Annotated in this window: 17 protein-coding genes; 13 read left to right on the forward strand and 4 right to left on the reverse strand. The window is 71.9% G+C overall.

The genetic code is table 11. The features are described from left to right. Positions 1-216: 216 nt before the first annotated feature. The 9 genes from ccrA (at position 217) to AC07B0_RS28670 (ending at position 10,196) form a co-directional block, all read left to right on the forward strand. Positions 217-1,554 (forward strand): crotonyl-CoA carboxylase/reductase, encoded by a 1,338-nt coding sequence (gene ccrA, locus AC07B0_RS28630; RefSeq protein ID WP_356881056.1) that lies wholly within the window; start codon positions 217-219, stop codon positions 1,552-1,554. A 32-nt stretch (positions 1,555-1,586) separates the two neighbouring features. Then, on the forward strand, positions 1,587-3,647 hold the full coding sequence (locus AC07B0_RS28635) for a protein meaA (RefSeq protein WP_356881054.1): 2,061 nt from the start codon (positions 1,587-1,589) through the stop codon (positions 3,645-3,647). After that, on the forward strand, positions 3,644-4,618 hold the full coding sequence (locus tag AC07B0_RS28640; protein ID WP_453433369.1) for an HpcH/HpaI aldolase/citrate lyase family protein: 975 nt from the start codon (positions 3,644-3,646) through the stop codon (positions 4,616-4,618). Before AC07B0_RS28635 ends, AC07B0_RS28640 begins: the two co-directional genes overlap by 4 nt. A gap of 4 nt (positions 4,619-4,622) precedes the next feature. Beyond that, the gene (locus AC07B0_RS28645; RefSeq protein ID WP_073909130.1) at positions 4,623-5,135 is read left to right on the forward strand and encodes a MaoC family dehydratase; all 513 of its coding nucleotides are present in this window, start codon (positions 4,623-4,625) and stop codon (positions 5,133-5,135) included. A gap of 2 nt (positions 5,136-5,137) precedes the next feature. Then, positions 5,138-6,343 (forward strand): acyl-CoA dehydrogenase family protein, encoded by a 1,206-nt coding sequence (locus tag AC07B0_RS28650; RefSeq protein WP_267720682.1) that lies wholly within the window; start codon positions 5,138-5,140, stop codon positions 6,341-6,343. A 186-nt stretch (positions 6,344-6,529) separates the two neighbouring features. Beyond that, entirely contained in the window at positions 6,530-7,186 is a 657-nt protein-coding gene (locus tag AC07B0_RS28655; protein WP_356881049.1) for a phosphatidylserine decarboxylase, read from the forward strand. Further along, positions 7,173-8,033 (forward strand): CDP-diacylglycerol--serine O-phosphatidyltransferase, encoded by an 861-nt coding sequence (gene pssA / locus AC07B0_RS28660; protein WP_467293173.1) that lies wholly within the window; start codon positions 7,173-7,175, stop codon positions 8,031-8,033. The genes AC07B0_RS28655 and pssA overlap by 14 nt, the downstream gene beginning before the upstream one ends. 175 nt (positions 8,034-8,208) lie before the next feature. Next, entirely contained in the window at positions 8,209-9,693 is a 1,485-nt protein-coding gene (locus AC07B0_RS28665) for an AlkA N-terminal domain-containing protein (protein ID WP_478899199.1), read from the forward strand. An 11-nt stretch (positions 9,694-9,704) separates the two neighbouring features. Then, positions 9,705-10,196 carry a methylated-DNA--[protein]-cysteine S-methyltransferase gene (locus AC07B0_RS28670; RefSeq protein WP_356881045.1) on the forward strand — a complete coding sequence of 164 codons (492 nt, stop codon included), beginning with the start codon at positions 9,705-9,707 and terminating at the stop codon, positions 10,194-10,196. 1 nt (position 10,197) lies between these two features. Here the strand turns inward: AC07B0_RS28670 and AC07B0_RS28675 are convergent, their stop codons facing one another. From AC07B0_RS28675 to AC07B0_RS28685, 3 genes are read right to left on the reverse strand one after another with little or no spacing between them, the layout of a single operon-like run. After that, positions 10,198-10,626: a hypothetical protein gene (locus AC07B0_RS28675; protein WP_356881043.1), complete on the reverse strand. Its 429-nt coding sequence runs from the start codon at positions 10,624-10,626 to the stop codon at positions 10,198-10,200. A gap of 59 nt (positions 10,627-10,685) precedes the next feature. After that, complete coding sequence (locus tag AC07B0_RS28680; RefSeq protein WP_478899200.1) at positions 10,686-11,183, reverse strand: NUDIX domain-containing protein; 498 nt, start codon at positions 11,181-11,183, stop codon at positions 10,686-10,688. A 52-nt stretch (positions 11,184-11,235) separates the two neighbouring features. Further along, on the reverse strand, positions 11,236-12,954 hold the full coding sequence (locus tag AC07B0_RS28685) for a BCCT family transporter (RefSeq protein WP_478899201.1): 1,719 nt from the start codon (positions 12,952-12,954) through the stop codon (positions 11,236-11,238). A gap of 143 nt (positions 12,955-13,097) precedes the next feature. Here AC07B0_RS28685 and AC07B0_RS28690 point away from each other — a divergent pair, with 143 nt between their 5' ends. Beyond that, positions 13,098-14,246 carry a glycerate kinase gene (locus tag AC07B0_RS28690; RefSeq protein ID WP_356881037.1) on the forward strand — a complete coding sequence of 383 codons (1,149 nt, stop codon included), beginning with the start codon at positions 13,098-13,100 and terminating at the stop codon, positions 14,244-14,246. 126 nt (positions 14,247-14,372) lie between these two features. Then, positions 14,373-14,885: a GNAT family N-acetyltransferase gene (locus AC07B0_RS28695; RefSeq protein WP_478899202.1), complete on the forward strand. Its 513-nt coding sequence runs from the start codon at positions 14,373-14,375 to the stop codon at positions 14,883-14,885. Here AC07B0_RS28695 and AC07B0_RS28700 read toward each other — a convergent pair. After that, positions 14,843-15,451, reverse strand: coding sequence for a cysteine hydrolase family protein (locus tag AC07B0_RS28700; RefSeq protein ID WP_478899203.1), 609 nt, complete (start codon positions 15,449-15,451; stop codon positions 14,843-14,845). The genes AC07B0_RS28695 and AC07B0_RS28700 overlap by 43 nt on opposite strands. Positions 15,452-15,564: 113 nt before the next feature. Between AC07B0_RS28700 and AC07B0_RS28705 the strand changes: the two genes are divergently transcribed. Both AC07B0_RS28705 and AC07B0_RS28710 read left to right on the forward strand, forming a co-directional pair. Continuing rightward, positions 15,565-16,551, forward strand: a complete 987-nt coding sequence (locus tag AC07B0_RS28705) for a GlxA family transcriptional regulator (RefSeq protein ID WP_356881031.1) — start codon at positions 15,565-15,567, stop codon at positions 16,549-16,551. Then, positions 16,548-19,370 (forward strand): SpoIIE family protein phosphatase, encoded by a 2,823-nt coding sequence (locus AC07B0_RS28710; protein ID WP_478863662.1) that lies wholly within the window; start codon positions 16,548-16,550, stop codon positions 19,368-19,370. Before AC07B0_RS28705 ends, AC07B0_RS28710 begins: the two co-directional genes overlap by 4 nt. The last annotated feature ends 36 nt before the right edge of the window (positions 19,371-19,406 follow it).

Consider the following 19,406-nt stretch of genomic DNA (forward strand, 5'->3'; position numbering starts at 1 on the left):
ACGTTGAATCTCGTCCGGATGTCCCCGCGGCCCACGCCCACTCGGCACGGAACGCGCCCCGGATGCCTGCGTCACCAGGCCCCGGCCGCCTCACCACGGGCGGTCCAGCACCACCGCATCGCCGGACCGACGGCACACGCACCACCCACACCACACGCACACGCGCACCGCGTATCCCTCAGCGCACCCTCACCAGCGCTCGCCGGAGGCAATACCGTGAAGGACATCCTGGACGCGATTCAGTCGCAGTCCGCCACCGCCGCAGACTTCGCGGCGCTGCCGCTGCCCGACTCCTACCGCGCGATCACCGTGCACAAGGACGAGACGGAGATGTTCGCGGGGCTCACGACCCGCGAGAAGGACCCGCGGAAGTCCCTGCACCTGGACCAGGTCCCGGTTCCCGAACTGGGCCCGGGCGAGGCCCTGGTGGCCGTCATGGCCTCCTCGGTCAACTACAACTCGGTCTGGACCTCGATCTTCGAGCCGGTCTCCACCTTCAGCTTCCTGGAGCGCTACGGACGCCTGTCGGAGCTCTCCAAGCGCCACGACCTCCCGTACCACGTCATCGGCTCCGACCTGGCGGGCGTCGTCCTGCGCACCGGCCCCGGCGTCAACGCCTGGCACCCGGGCGACGAGGTCGTCGCGCACTGCCTCTCGGTCGAGCTGGAGTCCTCCGACGGCCACAACGACACGATGCTCGACCCCGAGCAGCGCATCTGGGGCTTCGAGACCAACTTCGGCGGCCTCGCGGAGATCGCACTGGTCAAGTCGAACCAGCTGATGCCCAAGCCGGACCACCTCAGCTGGGAGGAGGCCGCCTCCCCCGGCCTGGTCAACTCCACCGCCTACCGCCAGCTGGTCTCCCGCAACGGCGCCGGCATGAAGCAGGGCGACAACGTCCTGATCTGGGGCGCGAGCGGCGGCCTCGGCAGCTACGCCACCCAGTTCGCGCTGGCCGGCGGAGCCAACCCGATCTGCGTGGTCTCCAGCCCCGAGAAGGCGGACATCTGCCGGGCGATGGGCGCCACCGCGGTCATCGACCGCAACGCCGAGGGCTACAAGTTCTGGAAGGACGAGCACACCCAGGACCCGAAGGAGTGGAAGCGCTTCGGCAAGCGCATCCGCGAGCTGACCGGCGGCGAGGACATCGACATCGTCTTCGAGCACCCCGGCCGCGAGACCTTCGGCGCGAGCGTCTACGTCACCCGCAAGGGCGGCACCATCACCACCTGCGCCTCGACCTCGGGCTACATGCACGAGTACGACAACCGCTACCTGTGGATGTCGCTCAAGCGCATCATCGGCTCGCACTTCGCGAACTACCGCGAGGCGTGGGAGGCCAACCGCCTCATCGCCAAGGGCAAGATCCACCCCACCCTCTCCAAGGTCTACTCCCTGGAGGAGACGGGCCAGGCCGCCTACGACGTCCACCGCAACCTCCACCAGGGCAAGGTCGGCGTCCTCGCCCTGGCCCCAGAGGAGGGCCTGGGTGTCCGCGACCACGAGCTCCGCGCCACCCACCTCGAAGCCATCAACCGCTTCCGCAACATCTGAGTCGGCTCAAGGGCCAATAAGGATCGCCTGAGATGACAGAGCGCCAGAAGGACCGTCCGTGGCTCATGCGGACGTACGCCGGCCACTCCACGGCCGAGGCGTCCAACGAGCTGTACCGCCGCAACCTCGCCAAGGGCCAGACCGGCCTGTCGGTCGCCTTCGACCTGCCGACCCAGACGGGCTACGACCCCGACCACATCCTCGCCCGCGGCGAGGTGGGCCGGGTCGGGGTCCCCGTCTCCCATCTGGGTGACATGCGGCGGCTGTTCCAGGACATACCCCTGGAGCAGATGAACACCTCGATGACGATCAACGCCACCGCGATGTGGCTGCTGGCGCTCTACCAGGTGGCCGCCGAGGAGCAGGGGGCGGACGTCTCCCTGCTCCAGGGCACCACCCAGAACGACATCGTCAAGGAGTACCTCTCGCGCGGGACGCACGTCTTCCCGCCCGGGCCCTCGCTCCGCCTGACGACGGACATGATCGCGTACACGGTCAACCACATCCCCAAGTGGAACCCGATCAACATCTGCTCGTACCACCTCCAGGAGGCCGGGGCCACCCCGGTCCAGGAGATCTCGTACGCGATGTCCACCGCGATCGCCGTCCTGGACTCGGTGCGCGACTCCGGGCAGGTGCCCGAGGAGCGCTTCGGCGAGGTCGTCGCCCGGATCTCCTTCTTCGTGAACGCGGGCGTCCGCTTCATCGAGGAGATGTGCAAGATGCGCGCCTTCGGCCGCATCTGGGACAAGGTCACCCGCGAGCGCTACGGCATCGAGAACGAGAAGCAGCGGCGCTTCCGCTACGGCGTCCAGGTCAACTCCCTGGGCCTGACCGAGGCGCAGCCCGAGAACAACGTCCAGCGCATCGTGCTGGAGATGCTGGCCGTCACCCTCTCCAAGGACGCCCGCGCCCGCGCCGTGCAGCTTCCCGCCTGGAACGAGGCGCTGGGCCTGCCCCGGCCCTGGGACCAGCAGTGGTCGCTGCGCATCCAGCAGGTCCTGGCGCACGAGAGCGACCTGCTGGAGTACGAGGACATCTTCGCGGGCTCGCACGTCATCGAGGCCAAGGTCGAGTCCCTGGTGACCGAGTGCCTGGCCGAGATCGACCGGATCCAGGAGATGGGCGGCGCGATGGCCGCCGTCGAGTCCGGCTACCTGAAGTCGCAGCTGGTCTCCTCGCACGCCGAGCGGCGGGCCCGGATCGAGGCCGGCGAGGACAAGATCGTCGGCGTGAACTGCTTCCAGCAGACGGAGGAGAACCCGCTCACCGCCGACCTGGACGGCGCCATCATGACGGTCGACGGCGCGGTGGAGGCGCTGACGGTCGAGCGGATCGTGCGCTGGCGGGCCGAGCGGGAGGAGTCCTCGGAGCGGCAGGGCAACGGCGACCCGTTCGTCTTCCCGACCACCCGGCAGGCCCTGGACCGCCTCAAGGAGGCCGCGGCGGGCACCGAGAACCTGATGGAAGCCACCCTGGAGTGCGCCCGGGCCGGTGTCACCACCGGCGAGTGGGCGAGCGCCCTGCGCGAGGTGTTCGGCGAGTTCCGCGCCCCGACGGGCGTGTCCTCGGCCCCGGTCGCGGTCACCGCCGAGGAGGGCACGCCGATGGCCCTCGTCCGCGAGAAGGTCGCCCGTACGGCCGAGGAGCTGGGCTCCGGCCGGCTGCGGCTGCTGGTCGGCAAGCCCGGTCTGGACGGCCACTCCAACGGCGCCGAGCAGATCGCCGTCCGGGCCCGTGACGCGGGCTTCGAGGTGGTCTACCAGGGCATCCGGCTGACGCCCGAGGAGATCTCCTCCGCGGCGCTGGCCGAGGACGTGCACTGCGTGGGACTGTCCATCCTGTCCGGTTCGCACTGCGCGCTCGTCCCCGACGTGCTGGAACGGCTGCGTCTGGCGGGGGCGGGCGACATCCCCGTCATCGTGGGCGGCATCATTCCGAATGCCGACGCGGTGACACTGAAGGCGGCCGGCGTCGCCGCCGTGTTCACGCCGAAGGACTTCGGCATCACGGAGATCATCGGCCGTATCGTCGACGAGATCCGCAAGGCCAACAAGCTCAGCTCTCTCGAAAGCACGGAGGTCCCCGCATGACCACGCCCTCTTCCCCGGTGAACCGGCTGCGGCCGCGCCGCTCCTGCCTCGCGGTGCCGGGTTCGAACCCGCGCTTCCTGGAGAAGGCCCAGGGCCTGCCCGCCGACCAGGTCTTCCTGGACCTGGAGGACGCCTGCGCCCCGCTCGCCAAGGAAGGCGCCCGCCACACCATCGTGGACGCGCTGAACAACGGCGACTGGACCGGCAAGACCCGCGTCGTGCGCGTCAACGACTGGACCACCCACTGGACCTACCGCGACGTCATCACGGTCGTCGAGGGCGCCGGCCAGAACCTCGACTGCATCATGCTCCCGAAGGTCCAGGACGCCCAGCAGATCGTGGCGCTCGACCTCCTGCTCACCCAGATCGAGAAGACCATGGGCTTCGAGGTCGGCAAAATCGGCATCGAGGCGCAGATCGAGAACGCCAAGGGCCTGGTGAACGTCGACGCCATCGCGGGCGCCTCCCCGCGCCTGGAGACCATCATCTTCGGCCCGGCCGACTTCATGGCCTCGATCAACATGAAGTCCCTGGTCGTGGGCATGCAGCCGCCCGGTTACGGCGCCGACGCCTACCACTACATCCTGATGCGCATCCTGATGGCGGCCCGTACGCACGACCTCCAGGCGATCGACGGCCCCTTCCTCCAGATCAAGAACGTGGACGGCTACCGCGAGGTGGCCGGGCGCGCCGCGGCCCTCGGCTTCGACGGCAAGTGGGTGCTGCACCCCGGTCAGGTCGACGCCGCCAACGAGGTCTTCTCCCCCTCGCAGGAGGACTACGACCACGCCGAGCTGATCCTCGACGCGTACGACTGGTGCACCTCCGAGGCCGGCGGCAAGAAGGGCTCCGCGATGCTCGGTGACGAGATGATCGACGAGGCGAGCCGCAAGATGGCGCTGGTCATCGCGGGCAAGGGCCGCGCGGCCGGCATGCAGCGCACCAGCAAGTTCGAGATCCCGGAGGCGTAGGGCCATGCAGTTCGGACGCACGTACGAAGAGTTCGAGGTCGGGGCGGTCTACAAGCACTGGCCCGGGAAGACGGTCACGGAGTACGACGACCACCTCTTCTGTCTGCTGACCATGAACCACCACCCGCTCCACATGGACAGCAACTACGCCGAGAACACCACGGACTTCGGCAAGAACGTGGTGGTGGGCAACTACATCTACTCGCTGCTGCTGGGCATGTCCGTGCCGGACGTCTCCGGGAAGGCCATCGCCAACCTGGAGATCGAGTCGCTGCGGCACGTGGCGCCGACCTTCCACGGCGACACGCTCTACGGCGAGACCACGGTCCTCGACAAGACCCCGTCGAAGTCGAAGGACGACCGCGGCATCGTCTACGTGGAGACGAAGGGCTACAAGCAGGACGGCACCCTCGTCTGCGTCTTCCGGCGCAAGGTGATGGTCCCGACCGAGACGTACATCAAGGAGCGCGGCGGCGAGCAGCCCGGCCGCCCCACGCTGAAGGAACAGGGGAAGTAGCCATGGCCCGACTCGCCCAGACCGCCGGGCTGACGGACGTCCAGCGGGAGATCCTGAAGACCGTCCGGGAGTTCGTCGACAAGGAGATCATCCCGGTCGCGACCCAGCTGGAGCACCGCGACGAGTACCCGCAGGACATCGTCGACGGCCTCAAGGAGCTCGGCCTCTTCGGCCTGATGATCCCCGAGGAGTACGGCGGCCTGGGTGAGTCGCTCCTCACCTACGCGCTGTGCGTGGAGGAGATAGCGCGGGGCTGGATGTCCGTCTCGGGCATCATCAACACCCACTTCATCGTGGCGTACATGCTCAAGCAGCACGGCACCCAGGAGCAGAAGGACCACTTCCTGCCCCGGATGGCGCTGGGCGAGGTGCGCGGCGCGTTCTCGATGTCCGAGCCGGCCCTGGGCTCCGATGTGTCGGCCATCACGTCCAAGGCGGTAAAGGACGGTGACGAGTACGTCCTGAACGGCCAGAAGATGTGGCTGACGAACGGCGGGACCTCGACGCTGGTGGCCGTTCTGGTCCGAAGTGACGAAGGACACCCCGAGGGCACGGCCCCCCACAAGTCGATGACCACGTTCCTCGTCGAGAAGGAGCCGGGCTTCGGTGAGGTCCGTCCGGGCCTGACCATCCCCGGCAAGATCGACAAGATGGGCTACAAGGGTGTCGACACGACCGAGCTCATCATGGACGGACTGCGCATTCCGGCCAATCGTGTGCTCGGAGGCCAGACCGGCCGAGGGTTTTACCAAATGATGGACGGCGTCGAGGTCGGCCGGGTGAACGTGGCGGCACGTGGCTGTGGCGTCGCACAGCGTGCGTTCGAGCTGGGTGTCTCCTATGCCCAGCAACGTCACACTTTCGGCAAGGCGATCGCTGAGCACCAGGCCATCCAGTTCAAGCTGGCCGAGATGGCTACCAAGGTCGAAGCCGCCCATGCGATGATGGTCAATGCAGCACGCAAAAAGGACTCCGGGGAACGAAACGACCTCGAAGCAGGGATGGCGAAGTACCTCGCCTCCGAATACTGCAAGGAGGTCGTCGAGGACGCCTTCCGTATCCATGGCGGCTACGGGTTCTCGAAGGAGTACGAGATCGAGCGCCTCTACCGGGAGGCTCCGATGCTGCTGATCGGTGAAGGTACCGCCGAGATCCAGAAAATGATCATCGGGCGACGCCTGCTCGAGGAGTACCGGCTCCAGGGCTGAAAGTCCCTTTTGCGGCGGATCATCCAACGATCCTTCGCGACGGGATCACAGCCAGTGACTGGACGGCGGCCATCGACTCGGCTTCTGGCTTGCCCAGTTGTTGCGCGCAACCGATAGCATTCCAGTAAAGCCGCCGTCCCGTCCCCCCGTTTACGGCGCGGCAATCACCCGCTACGAAGGTCATCCATGCCCCACAGCCAAACCTCTGCACCTCGCGTCGGCCTCCTCGGTGGACGTATCGCTCGCGGAGCATCGCCGTGGCTTCTGCCGACCGTCGCCACCGCGGCGCTCAGCCTGACCCGGGCCCGCAAGTCCGGACGCTGGGCCGCGGCGGCCGTGCCCGCCACCGCGCTCGCGGCGGGCATGCTGTGGTTCTTCCGCGACCCCGAGCGTGAGATCACGCAGGGCCGCGTCATCTCGCCCGCCGACGGTGTGGTGCAGAGCATCATGCCGTGGAAGGACGGGCGGACCCGCGTCGCGATCTTCATGAGCCCGCTGAACGTCCACGTCAACCGCGCGCCCCTCGCGGGCACGGTCACGTCCGTGGAGCACGTCCCCGGCGGGTTCGTCCCGGCGTTCAACAAGGAGAGCGAGAACAACGAGCGCGTTGTCTGGCACTTCGACACCGAACTGGGCGACATCGAAATGGTGCAGATCGCCGGCGCCGTCGCCCGGCGCATCGTCCCGTACCTGCCGGCCGGCACCAAGGTGGAGCAGGGCGAACGCATCGGTCTGATCCGTTTCGGCTCGCGCGTCGACATCTACCTCCCCGAGGGCGTCGAGGTCGCGGTCGAGGTCGGTCAGGCCACCACCGCGGGGGTGACCCGAATTGACCGTGACTGACCCTGAGACTCCCGCCACCGGCTGGGTGCCGGAGTCGGCCGAGGAGGAGTCCGCCGAGGACGACATGCCGCTCTCGCTGCGGCTGTCGATAGCGGACACCCTCACCCTCGGCAACGCGACCTGCGGATTCATGGCGGTGTACTTCACCACCACCGGAATCCTCATCCCGCACCTCACCGGCAGCGGAGAGTCGGGCATGGCCCGGCACAGCGCCGCGACGGCAGTGATACTGATGCTGCTCGCCGCGGTCTTCGACCTCTTCGACGGCATCGTGGCCCGCAAGCTGCGCAGCTCGCCGATGGGCGCCGAGCTGGACAACCTGTCCGACCTGATCAGCTTCGGTCTGGCGCCCGCGTACTTCGTGCTCGTCTACGGCATGGTCGCCGACGACGCGCACCAGAAGATGTCCGCGCTGGCCGCGATCGTGGTGCTGCTGGCCGTGGTGCTCAGGCTGGCGAGATTCAGCTGCGTGACGATGAAGGACGGCATGTTCCAGGGCATGCCGAGCCCCTTCGGCGCGCTCACGGTCGTCTCGGTCGTGCTGCTGGAGCTGCCGTTCATCCCGACGCTCCTCGCGATCATCGGTGTGGCCTGGCTCATGGTGAGCCGGGTCGAGTACCCGAAGCCGCGGGGCATCCTCGCGGCGGCGATGCTCAGCTGGATCGTCGGGGCGATGGGTCTCCTGGCGGCCTGGGCGTTCGACGCCCCGGGCGGCGAGGTACTGCTCCAGGCCGGCTGCGCGCTCCAGATCGCGCTGGCCGCGACGATCCCGCTGTTCGCGACGACCCGGAGGGCCAACACCTTCCGGCACAACCGGCGCGAGGCACGGGCGGCGCAGCTCCCGTAGCGCGGCCGCTCGACGCGACACGACGAAGGCCCCGGGTGCCCTTGGCCCCGGGGCCTTCGCGCGTCCCGGGGCCTGCCGGGCCCCGGGCGAGGGCCGCCCGTCCGGGCCCCGGCGGGATAGCCTTGATGTCGGAAAACCGCCAGCCCGGAGGGTCCGGGATCGGGATCCTGGAGCCATGTACACCGATACCGACCGCTGCGTGCGGGCCGTGCAGTCGAAGGACGCCCGCTTCGACGGCTGGTTCTTCACCGCCGTCCGCACCACGGGGATCTACTGCCGGCCCAGCTGCCCGGCCGTACCGCCCAAGGTGCAGAACATGAGCTTCCTGCCCAGCGCCGCCGCCTGCCAGCAGGCCGGCTACCGGGCCTGCAAGCGCTGCCGCCCCGACACCAGCCCCGGCTCCCCCGAGTGGAACGCCCGCGCCGACTCCGTCGCCCGGGCCGTACGGCTGATCCAGGACGGCGTCGTCGACCGCGAGGGCGTACCCGGCCTCGCCACCCGGCTCGGCTACTCGACCCGGCAGGTGGAGCGCCAGCTCCTGGCCGAGCTAGGGGCCGGTCCCCTGGCCCTGGCCCGGGCGCAGCGGGCGCAGACGGCCCGGCTGCTGATCGAAACCTCCGAGCTGCCGATGGGCGACGTCGCCTTCGCCTCCGGGTTCTCCTCGATCCGCACCTTCAACGACACCGTCCGGGAGGTCTTCGCGCTCTCCCCCAGCGAGCTGCGCTTCCGGGCCGGCCGGGCCGCGGGGCGCAGGGAGGACCAGCCGCGGATCCCGGGGACGATCAGCCTGCGCCTGCCGTACCGGGCTCCGCTCAACCCGGACAACCTCTTCGGGCACCTCGCCGCGACCGCCGTGCCCGGGGTCGAGGAGTGGCGCGACGGCGCCTACCGGCGCACCCTGCGGCTCCCGTACGGCACGGGGGTGGTGGCCCTGGCCCCCGGGCCCGACCACATCGCCTGCCGGCTGGCCCTGACCGACCTGCGGGACCTGACCATCGCGATCAGCCGCTGCCGGTGGATGCTCGACCTGGACGCCGACCCGGAGGCCGTGGACGGGCAGCTGCGCGCCGACCCGCTGCTGGCCCCGCTGGTGGACAAGGCACCCGGGCGCCGGGTGCCGCGTACGGTCGACGCGGCGGAGTTCGCCGTACGGGCGGTGCTCGGCCAGCAGGTGTCCACCGCCGCGGCGCGGACGCACGCGGCCCGGCTGGTGACCGCGTACGGGGAGCCCGTACAGGACCCGCACGGCGGGCTGACGCACCTGTTCCCGTCCCCCGAGGCCCTGGCCGCCCTCGACCCGGAGGCGCTGTCGATGCCGCGCAGCCGCCGGACGACGCTCACCACGCTGGTCGCGGCCCTGGCGGACGGCTCGCTGCCGCTCGGCATCGACAGCGACTGGGAGGCCGCCCGGGCCCAGCTGAACGCCCTGCCCGGGTTCGGGCCGTGGACCACCGAGATCATCGCGATGCGGGCACTGGGCGACCCGGACGCGTTCCTGCCGTCCGACCTGGGGGTGCGGCGGGCGGCCCGGGGACTCGGGCTGCCGTCCACTCCGGCCGCGCTGACGTCCCGGGCGGCGCTGTGGCGGCCGTGGCGGGCCTACGCCGTCCAGTACCTGTGGGCCACCGAGGCCCACGCCGTCAACCACCTGCCCGTCTGAGGAGCACAGCCATGAGCAGCAAGCAGCACACCGTCGTCGACAGCCCCTACGGCCCGCTGACGCTGGTCGCCACCGACGGGATCCTCAGCGGCCTGTACATGACCGGCCAGCGGCACCGCCCGGCCGAGGAGACCTTCGGCGAGCGGGTCGCGGACGGCGAGGAGCCCTTCCCCGAGGTGCGGCGCCAGCTGAGCGCGTACTTCGCCGGCGAGCTGAAGGAGTTCACCGTCCCGGTCCGGCTGGAGGGCACCGCGTTCCAGCGCAGCGTCTGGGAGCAGCTCGTACGGATCCCGTACGGCGAGACCTGGTCGTACGGGCGGCTCGCGGCGGAGCTGGGCAAGCCGAACGCCTCGCGCGCGGTGGGCCTGGCCAACGGGAAGAACCCGGTCGGCATCATCGTGCCCTGCCACCGCGTGATCGGCGCCTCGGGCGGCATGACGGGCTACGGCGGCGGCATCGAGCGCAAGGTGCGGCTGCTGGAGTTCGAGGGGGCCGGACGGTAGGTCAGATCACCGTGAGGGGGACGAGGAGGGCGAAGCCGGCGCCCGCTTCCACGGCGTAGGCGTAGAGGTCGGGGTGCTGGACGGGGGCGGCGAGGAGCACGACGCCCTGCTGGGCGGCGGCGGCCTCCACCCAGGCGGGGTCGGCGCCGAGACGGCCCTGGTACCAGCCTTCGCAGGAGGCGGGCCCGGTGACGGCGAGGAGGTCGTCCTCGCGGCGGTAGAAGGCCTGCCATCCCTCGGCGGGCGCGGACCAGCCCTCGAAGTCCTCGAAGGGGGACCAGCCGCCCTCGCGTATCGCGGTGTCGAACAGCCAGACGGGCGAGCCGTCTTCGGTGACCTCGTCACCGGCCTGCTGGTCGGTGGTGAAGTGGACCATGGGGAGGGCGTCGGGCCCGTCGGCCGTGCTCGGCCAGGCGTACATCGTGATCATCTGCTGATTCTGTCCTGCTCGCGTCGGCGCCGGGTAACTCCAAGACCTGCCGGGTGCTGCTACGCCGCGGGGCGGCGGCCGTTCTCCAGTTCCACGGTGCCCTCGCCCGACTCCAGGACGCGGACGGCCTCTTGCGTCCGGCGGCCGAGCGAACCGAGGAGGTACGTGGTCAGTTCGGCGGGTGCGACCAGCTTCCAGGAGAGCAGTTCCTCTTCCTGGAGCCTGATGCCGGCGAGCTGCTCGGCGTCGAGCACGCCGCCGTCGTAGAGGTAGGCGGCCAGCGGCGGGCGGCCCTCGCCCAGGGACCAGTCGACGGCGAGGAGCCGGCCGAGGGGGACGTCGACGCCGATCTCCTCGGCGCTCTCGCGGCGGGCCGCCGTCCGGGGGGACTCCCCCAGGTCCGACTCGATGGTGCCGCCCGGCAGCGCCCAGCCCTCACGGTAGTTGGGCTCGACGAGCAGGACCCGGCCCTCGGCGTCCCGGAAGAGGGCGGCCGCGCCGGCCAGCACCCGGGGCAGGCTCGCGATGTAGGTGGCGTAGTCATCGGTGGTGGTCACGGCGCCACCCTACCCAGCCTCCCCGGGCTTCCCGCAGGGCAGTCCCGCGCGATCACGCCTGGGGGGTACCGCCGTCCTCCCGGTCGCGCCCCCTGGACTCGGCGACGCGCCGCAGCCGGGGGTGGCGGGCCGGCCCCTGTCCGGTGACGGCGTCGCCGACCATGGCCTTGACGGCGTCCCGCAGCCCGTGGAGCGCGTGGTGGCGGGCGGGCCCCGCGCCGGGGTCCTCGCGCAGCTCCTTCACCAGGGCCCAGCACAGCAGCAGCATGACGAGCACGAAGGGCAGGGCGACCAGGATGGTCGCGGTCTGGAGGGACTTCAGGCCGCCCGCGACGAGGAGCACCGCGGCCACGGCGGCCATGAGGACGCCCCAGGTGACGACGAGCCAGGTGGGCGGGTTGAGCGAGCCCCGGCTGGTCAGCGAGCCCATGACGAGTGAGGCCGAGTCGGCGCTGGTGACGAAGTACGTCATGACCAGGACCATCGCCACCCAGGAGGTGGCGGTGCCGAGCGGCAGCGCGTCGAGCATCGCGAAGAGCGAGGCCTCGGTGCCCTCCTTGAGCTTCGTCGCGAGGTCGGCGGCGCCGGTGGACTGCAGGCGGATGGCGGTGCCGCCCATGACGCAGAACCAGACGACGGTGGCGCCGCTGGGGACCAGCAGGACGCCGACGAGGAACTCCCGGATGGTGCGGCCGCGGGAGATCCTGGCGATGAAGGTGCCGACGAAGGGGGCCCAGGAGAGCCACCAGGCCCAGTAGAAGATGGTCCAGGCGCCGAGCCAGGCGCTGTCGGTGAAGGCGCCGGTGCGGCTGGCCATGGGCAGCAGTTCGTCCAGGTAGCCGCCGACGCTGGAGGGGATGACGTCCAGGATGTAGACGGTGGGGCCGAGGAGGAAGACGAAGAGCATCAGGACGGCGGCGAGCACGAGGTTGATGGTGCTCAGCCATTTGACGCCCTTGTGCAGGCCGGAGAACGCGGAGAGCACGAAGGCGGCCGACAGCGAGGCGATGATGATCAGCTCGACGGTGGTGGAGTCCTCGACGCCGGTGGTGATGTTGAGGCCCTTGGACACCTGGAGCGCGCCGAGGCCGAGGCTGGTCGCGGTGCCGAAGACGGTGGCGAAGACGGCGAGCAGGTCGATGGCCTTGCCGGCCCACCCGTCGGCCCGCTCCTGGCCCATCAGCGGGACGAAGGCGGAGCTGAGGCGGTTGCCGCGGCCCTTGCGGAAGGTCGCGTAGGCGAGGGCGAGACCGGCGATGCCGTAGATGGCCCAGGGGGTGAGCGTCCAGTGGAAGAAGGAGTACTCCATGGCCGCGAGGGCGGCGGCGCCGGTGCCGGGTGCCGCGCCGGAGGCCGGGGGCGGGTTCAGGTAGTGGGTGAGCGGCTCGCCGACGCCGTAGAACATCAGGCCGATGCCCATGCCCGCGCTGAACATCATCGCGATCCACGCGAGGTTCGTGAACTCGGGTTCGGAACCGTCGGCGCCGAGCCGGATCCGCCCGAAGCGGCTGACGGCGAGGACGACGCACATGACGAGGAACACGTCGGCGGCGATCACGAACAGCCAGGCGAAGTTGTTCAGCACCCAGCCGAGGGCGGTGGCGGAGGTGCTGTCGAAGGAGTCCTTGCCCAGCGCGGCCCAGGCGACGACGGCCAGCACGGCGATCACGCCGATGGTCACGACACTGCGGTCGGGAGTGCCGTCCGCGGGCCCGCCGGATCCCCCACCTGGAGTATCCGGACGTGACTGTTCCAGTGAATCCGTGCTCATGCGGCCACACTATGCAGGCGTATATCCGTATTTAGGGGCATGGCGCGCCGCATGTGGCCCAGGCCACCCATGGGCATAGGAGGATCCTCCGGATAGGCTCATGGGGGCGCGACTGCACTGTTCGATAGCAAGGGATTAGCAAGGTGACGGACGGAGCAGTAACTGAGACCGCGCGCGTGCTCATCGCCGCGGACAAATTCAAGGGCTCGCTCACGGCCGTTCAGGTCGCGGAGCGGGTGACGGCCGGGCTCCGCAAGGCCGTACCGGGCGTGGAGATCGAGACCCTCCCCGTCGCGGACGGCGGCGACGGTACGGTCGCGGCCGCTGTGGCGGCCGGTTTCGAACGCCGGGAGGTACGGGTCACCGGACCCCTCGGCGACCAGGTCACGGCCGCTTTCGCACTGCGCGACGGTACCGCCGTGGTCGAGATGGCGGAGGCCTCCGGCCTCCAGCTGCTGCCCGCCGGCACCTTCGCCGCGCTGACGGCCACCACGTACGGCTCGGGTGAGCTGCTGAAGGCCGCCCTGGACGCGGGCGCCCGCTCGATCGTCTTCGGCGTGGGCGGCAGCGCCACCACCGACGGCGGCGCGGGCATGCTGGCGGCGCTGGGCGCGGTGTTCCTGGACGCGAACGGCGAACCGGTCGGCCCGGGCGGCGGCGCGCTGGCCGCTCTGGCCTCGGCGGACCTGTCCGGGATCGACCCCCGCTTCGCCGGGGTCGAGTTCGTCCTGGCGAGCGACGTCGACAACCCGCTGACGGGCCCCAAGGGCTGCGCCGCGGTGTACGGCCCGCAGAAGGGGGCGTCGCCCGAGGACGTGGCGGCCCTCGACGCGGCGCTGGCGCACTTCGCGGTGGTGCTGGAGAAGTCGATCGGTCCGAAGGCCGCCGAGTGCGCGGTGCTGCCGGGCGCGGGCGGCGCCGGCGGCATCGGCTACGGGGCGCTCCTGCTCGGTGCGACGTTCCGTCCCGGGATCGAGCTGATGCTGGAGGTGCTGGGCTTCGCCCCGGCGCTGGAGCGGGCCACGCTGGTCATCACCGGCGAGGGCTCCCTCGACGAGCAGACCCTGCACGGCAAGGCCCCGGCGGGCGTCGCGGCCGCGGCGCGCGCGGCGGGCAAGCCGGTCGTGGCGGTCTGCGGCCGCCTGCTGCTGACCCAGGAGGCCCTGGAGGCCGCCGGGATCCGCAAGGCGTACCCGCTGAGCGACCTGGAGCCCGACCCGGCGAAGTCCATCCCGAACGCCGGTCCCCTGCTGGAGCGGGTCGCGGAGAACATCGCCGCCGACGTCCTGTGACGGCGGCCTGACGCACGGCCGCGGGCCCGTACCCCTTCGGGGGTGCGGGCCCGTACCCCTTCGGGGGTACTCCCGGACCGGAAATCCGGGTGCGCCGGGTGCCCCGGGCGGTGTTCCTTGGGTGCCATGGACGCCCTGACGACACCGCGCCTGCTGCTCGTACCCCTCGACCGGGAGGGGGCCCTGCGCCTCCTGTCCGGCGTCCCCGGGCCGGGTGACCGGTGGGGACCGGGGTATCCGGACGCCGCCGACCGGGCGGGCGCCGAGCGCCACCTGCGGGTCCTCGCCGGGGCGGGCGGCCCGCCGCCGTTCGGCGCGTACGAGATCCGGCTGCGCGGGGACGGCCTGGCGGTCGGCGGCGCCGGCTTCCACGGGCCCGCCGACGCCCGGGGCCGGGTGACCGTCGGCTACGGGCTGGTCCCCGGGGCGCGCGGCCACGGGTACGCCGCCGAGGCCCTGCGCGCGCTGCTGGAACACGCCCGGCGGCACGGGGCGTCCGCGGTGGAGGGCGACACGGCGGTGGAGAACACCGCCTCGCAGCGCGTCATGGCCGCCGCCGGGATGCGGCTCGTCCGGGAGGACGGGCGGCTGCGGTTCTACGCGGTGAGCTGGGCGGCCGGGGCGGCGGAGAGCAGCTGAGCCGTGGTCACCACGCGGGCGAAGCCGCCGCCCTGGAGGTTGACCGCGGTGGCGGTGGCGAGTTCGTCGGCGGTCAGGGAGAGCCCCTCCGGACCGGCGAGGTCGAAGGTGTGGGTGGCGTCCAGCGGCACGAGGACCTCGTAGCCGAGGTTGCCCGCCATCCGGGCCGTGGTCTCGACGCACATGTTGGTCTGGATCCCGGCGACGACCACCTGGCCGATGCCCCGCGAGGTGAGCCAGCCGGCCAGGTCGGGGGTTCCGTAGAAGGCGGAGTTCACGGTCTTGGTGACGAGCAGGGACTCGTGGCGGCGCTCCTCCACGAGGTCCTTGAAGGCGTATCCGGGCTGGTCCGGGGCGAGGACGGAGCCGGGACGCGAGGCGTGCCGTACGAGGACCACCGGGCGGCCGGAGGCCTGCCAGGCGTCCATGAGGGCGGCGATGTTGTCCTCGGCGGCCGGGTTGTTGCGCGGGCCCCAGAAGGAGGCGTCGTCGAAGCCCTTCTGGACGTCGATGACGATCAGGGCGCTGTCGGCGGCGAGGTGCGGGGCGTTCTCGGTGTCGGTCATGGCTCCATCCTGTGCCCGGCGCCGGTCCCGTCCCAGGGGCTCCCGGGACCCCGATCGATGGGATCCTGCCAGACTGGCAGCATGGCCGCCGTCCCGTCTGGCACAGTGGCCCCATGGAGCGCGTCGCGATCGTCGCCCAGCCCGGGATCCGCAGCTTCGACCTCGCCGTCATCACCGAGGTCTGGGGACCGGACCGCAGCCGGGCCGGGGTGCCCCCCTTCGAGCTGCGCCGGTGCGCGCTGGACACCGGCCCGATCGACCTGCCCGGCGGGCTCACCCTCACCCCCGACCGCGGGCTCGACTGGCTCGGCAGCGCCGACCTGATCGTCGTGCCCGCCCTGGCCGAGCCCGCCGACCCCACGCCCGAGCCGGTCCTCGCCGCGCTGCGGGCCGCGCACGCCCGGGGCGTGCCGGTGGCCGCCCTGTGCGCCGGGGCCTTCGTCCTCGCCGAGGCGGGGCTGCTGGAGGGCCGCCGGGCGGTGACCCACTGGTGGCTCGCCCCGCAGCTCGCGGCCCGCTACCCCGGGGTGCTCGTCGAGGAGGCCCCGCTGTTCGTCGAGGACGACGGCCTGTGGACCTCGGCCGGGGTCGCCTCCGGGATCGACCTGTGCCTGCACCTCGTGCGGGAGGCCCACGGGGCGGAGGCCGCGGCGACGATCGCCCGGTCGATGGTGACCGGCCCCTTCCGCACCGGAGACCACGCCCAGTACCTGGACCGGCCCACTCCGGCGGCGGACCGGACCGCCGAGGCCCTGGCGGCCGTACGGGAGCAGGCGCTGCGCCGGCTCCACGAGCCGCTGGACGTGGCCACCCTGGCCCGCTGGGCCGGCATGTCGCCCCGCTCCTTCGCCCGGCACTTCACCGCGGCGACCGGCACCACCCCGCACCGCTGGCTGCTCGGCCGCCGTCTGGACGAGGCCCGCAAACTCCTGGAACGCACCGACCACCCGGTCCCGGAAGTGGCCCGGCGGACCGGGTTCGCCAGCGAGGTCACCTTCCGCCAGCACTTCGGGACCCACGTCGGCCAGAGCCCGCGCGCGTACCGGGCGGCGGCGGCCACCACACCCGGACGCGGCGACAGTGTTAGAAAGGGCTCATGACCGGACGTTCGGGTCGACACGGGGAAGCGCGGCCGGCAGGCCTGCTCGCGCGCCTCTCCCTCGCGCCCGGCACCCTCGCCGGTCAGGTGTTCGCGCTGATGGCGGTCATCGTCATGGTGCTGATCACCGCGGGCACGCTGGCCCTCGTCTTCCAGGCCCGCTACGACAGCCGGCAGGACGCCCGGCACCGCTCCCTGGCCGCCGCCGAGGCCTTCGCCCACGCCCCCGGCCTGCCCGCCGCCCTGCGGTCACCGGACCCGACGCTCGCGCTCCTGCCGCTGGCCGAGGGCGCCCGCAAGGCCTCCGGGGTGGACTTCGTCGCCGTCATGACCCTCGACGGGGTCCGCTACACCGACTCCCGGCCGGAGCTGATCGGCCGGAAGGCCACCGGCGACCTGAGCCGCGCCGCGGCCGGACAGTCCTTCACCGAGGTGTTCCTGGGCGAGCCCAGCGACGCCGTCCGCGCGGTGGTCCCCGTACGGGACGAGTCCGGCGCCGTCGTCGGCCTGGTCTCCACCGGCATCGAGATCCAGAACGTGGGGGACGTGGTCGAGGGCCAGCTGCCGCTGCTGCTCGGCGCCGCGGCGGGCGCCGTGCTCCTCGGCACCGGCGGCGCCGCGCTGGTCAGCCGGCGGCTGCGGCGCCAGACCCGCGGCCTGGGCGCCGTCGAGATGGCCCGGATGAACGAACACCACGAAGCGGTCCTCCACGCCGTGCGCGAGGGCGTCCTGATCGTCGACGCCCACGACCGGCTGCTGCTCGCCAACGACGAGGCCCGCCGCCTCCTGGACCTGCCCGCCGACGCCGAACAGCGCCACGTGAACGAGCTGGGCCTCGACCCGCGCACCGCGGAGATGCTGCTCTCCGGGCGGGTCGTCACGGACGAGGTCCACCTGGCGGGCGACCGGCTCCTCGCGGTGAACGTGCGCCCCACCGAGACCTTCGCCGGCCGGCCCTCCGGCAGCGTCATGACCCTGCGCGACTCCACCGAGCTCGCCGCGCTCTCCGGACGCGCCGAGGTGGCCCGGGAACGGCTCCAGATGCTCTACGACGCCGGGGTGCGGATCGGCACCACCCTGGACGTGGTGCGCACCGCCGAGGAGCTCTCGGAGGTGGCCGTACCGCGATTCGCGGACTTCGTCACCGTCGAGCTGCTGGAGCCGGTGCTGCGCGGGGAGGAGCCCTCCCGGACGGCCGGCGCGCACACCGAGATGCGCCGGGCGGCGATGTCCGGGGTGCGCGGCGACCAGCCGCTCCAGCCCGTCGGCGACGTGATCCGGTTCGCCGTCCCGACGGCTCCGATGGCCGCGGCCCTGGACGCCGGGCACGCGGTGCTCGCCGCCGACCTGAACGCCGCGATGGGCTGGCGGGCCCAGGACGCCGCCGGTACCCGGGTGGCCCTCGACTACGGGCTGCACTCCCTGATCTCCGTACCGCTCCAGGCCCGGGGCGTGGTGCTGGGCATGGCGAACTTCTGGCGGGCCGCCGACACCCCGGAGGCCTTCGACGAGGAGGACCTGTCCTTCGCGGAGGAGCTGGGGGCACGGGCGGCCGTCTCCATCGACAACGCCCGCCGCTACACCCGCGAGCACGCCACCGCCGTGACCCTCCAGCGCAGCCTGCTGCCCCGCGTGCTGCCCGACCTGAGCGCCGTGGACGTCGCCTTCCGGTACCTGCCGGCGAAGGCGGGGGTGGGCGGCGACTGGTTCGACGTGATCCCCCTGCCCGGGGCGCGGGTGGCGCTCGTGGTGGGGGACGTGGTCGGGCACGGGGTGCACGCGGCGGCGACGATGGGCCGGCTGCGCACGGCCGTGCACAACTTCTCCACCCTCGACATGCCGCCCGACGAGCTGCTGGGCCACCTGGACGAGCTGATCGACCGGATCGACCAGCTGGAGAGCGGCGTCCGGGCCGGCCCCGGTGCCGTGCGGGGCGCGGACGCCGCAGAAGCCGGGGAGGTCGCCGACGTCGGGGAGGAGCCCGCCGGGATCACCGGGGCCACCTGTCTGTACGCGGTGTACGACCCCGTCTCCGGGAACTGCACGATCGCCAGCGCCGGCCACCCCGGCCCGGCCCTGGTGCACGCCGACGGGCGGGTGGAGTTCCCCGAACTGCCGACCGGGCTCCCCCTCGGGGTGGGCGGCATGCCGTTCGAGGCGACGGGACTGCGGCTGCCCGAGGGGAGCCGGCTCGTCCTGTTCACGGACGGCCTCCTGGAGGACCGCGACCGGGACTTCGACACCGGGCTGGTGCTGTTGGGCGAGACCCTGTCGCGGCCCGGCCGCAGCCCCGACCAGGCCTGCGCGGACGTCCTGGCCGCGCTGCTGTTCCCGGCCCCGAGCGACGACATCGCCCTGCTGGTCGCCGACACCCGGCGGCTGGATCCCGGCCGCATCTGCGAATGGGAGGTGCCCGGGGATCCGTCGGCGGTGTCCCGCGTGCGGAACGCGGGCGCCGCCCAGCTCGCCGCGTGGGGGCTGGAGGACATCTCCTTCACCGCCGAACTCGTCCTCAGCGAGCTGATCACCAACGCCATCCGGTACGGATCGGCGCCCGTCCGGGTCCGCCTGCTGTACGACCGGAACCTGATCTGCGAGGTCTCCGACGGCAGCAGCACCTCCCCCCACCTGCGGTACGCGGCCACGACCGACGAGGGCGGCCGCGGCCTGTTCCTCGTCGCCCAGTACGCCGAGCGGTGGGGCACCCGCTACACGGACCGCGGGAAGGTCATCTGGGCGGAGCTGTCCCTGACCGCCGGCCCCGAGCCCGCTGCGGCGCCCGCCCCGGACATCGACGCGCTGGAGGACCTCGCCTGGTGACGGGCGGGGCAGGGGCCGGGACGGCCCGCCGGGGGC

Source organism: Streptomyces sp. NPDC044704 (assembly GCF_056433525.1).

Bases quoted from the DNA above. Each gene is read 5' to 3' on its own strand.
- AC07B0_RS28635 (WP_356881054.1), top strand. From the start codon at position 1,587: ATGACAGAGCGCCAGAAGGACCGTCCGTGGCTCATGCGGACGTACGCC.
- AC07B0_RS28640 (WP_453433369.1), top strand. From the start codon at position 3,644: ATGACCACGCCCTCTTCCCCGGTGAACCGGCTGCGGCCGCGCCGCTCC.
- AC07B0_RS28645 (WP_073909130.1), top strand. From the start codon at position 4,623: ATGCAGTTCGGACGCACGTACGAAGAGTTCGAGGTCGGGGCGGTCTAC.
- AC07B0_RS28650 (WP_267720682.1), top strand. From the start codon at position 5,138: ATGGCCCGACTCGCCCAGACCGCCGGGCTGACGGACGTCCAGCGGGAG.
- AC07B0_RS28655 (WP_356881049.1), top strand. From the start codon at position 6,530: ATGCCCCACAGCCAAACCTCTGCACCTCGCGTCGGCCTCCTCGGTGGA.
- AC07B0_RS28665 (WP_478899199.1), top strand. From the start codon at position 8,209: ATGTACACCGATACCGACCGCTGCGTGCGGGCCGTGCAGTCGAAGGAC.
- AC07B0_RS28670 (WP_356881045.1), top strand. From the start codon at position 9,705: ATGAGCAGCAAGCAGCACACCGTCGTCGACAGCCCCTACGGCCCGCTG.
- AC07B0_RS28675 (WP_356881043.1), bottom strand. From the start codon at position 10,626: ATGATCACGATGTACGCCTGGCCGAGCACGGCCGACGGGCCCGACGCC.
- AC07B0_RS28685 (WP_478899201.1), bottom strand. From the start codon at position 12,954: ATGAGCACGGATTCACTGGAACAGTCACGTCCGGATACTCCAGGTGGG.
- AC07B0_RS28695 (WP_478899202.1), top strand. From the start codon at position 14,373: ATGGACGCCCTGACGACACCGCGCCTGCTGCTCGTACCCCTCGACCGG.
- AC07B0_RS28700 (WP_478899203.1), bottom strand. From the start codon at position 15,451: ATGACCGACACCGAGAACGCCCCGCACCTCGCCGCCGACAGCGCCCTG.
- AC07B0_RS28705 (WP_356881031.1), top strand. From the start codon at position 15,565: ATGGAGCGCGTCGCGATCGTCGCCCAGCCCGGGATCCGCAGCTTCGAC.
- AC07B0_RS28710 (WP_478863662.1), top strand. From the start codon at position 16,548: ATGACCGGACGTTCGGGTCGACACGGGGAAGCGCGGCCGGCAGGCCTG.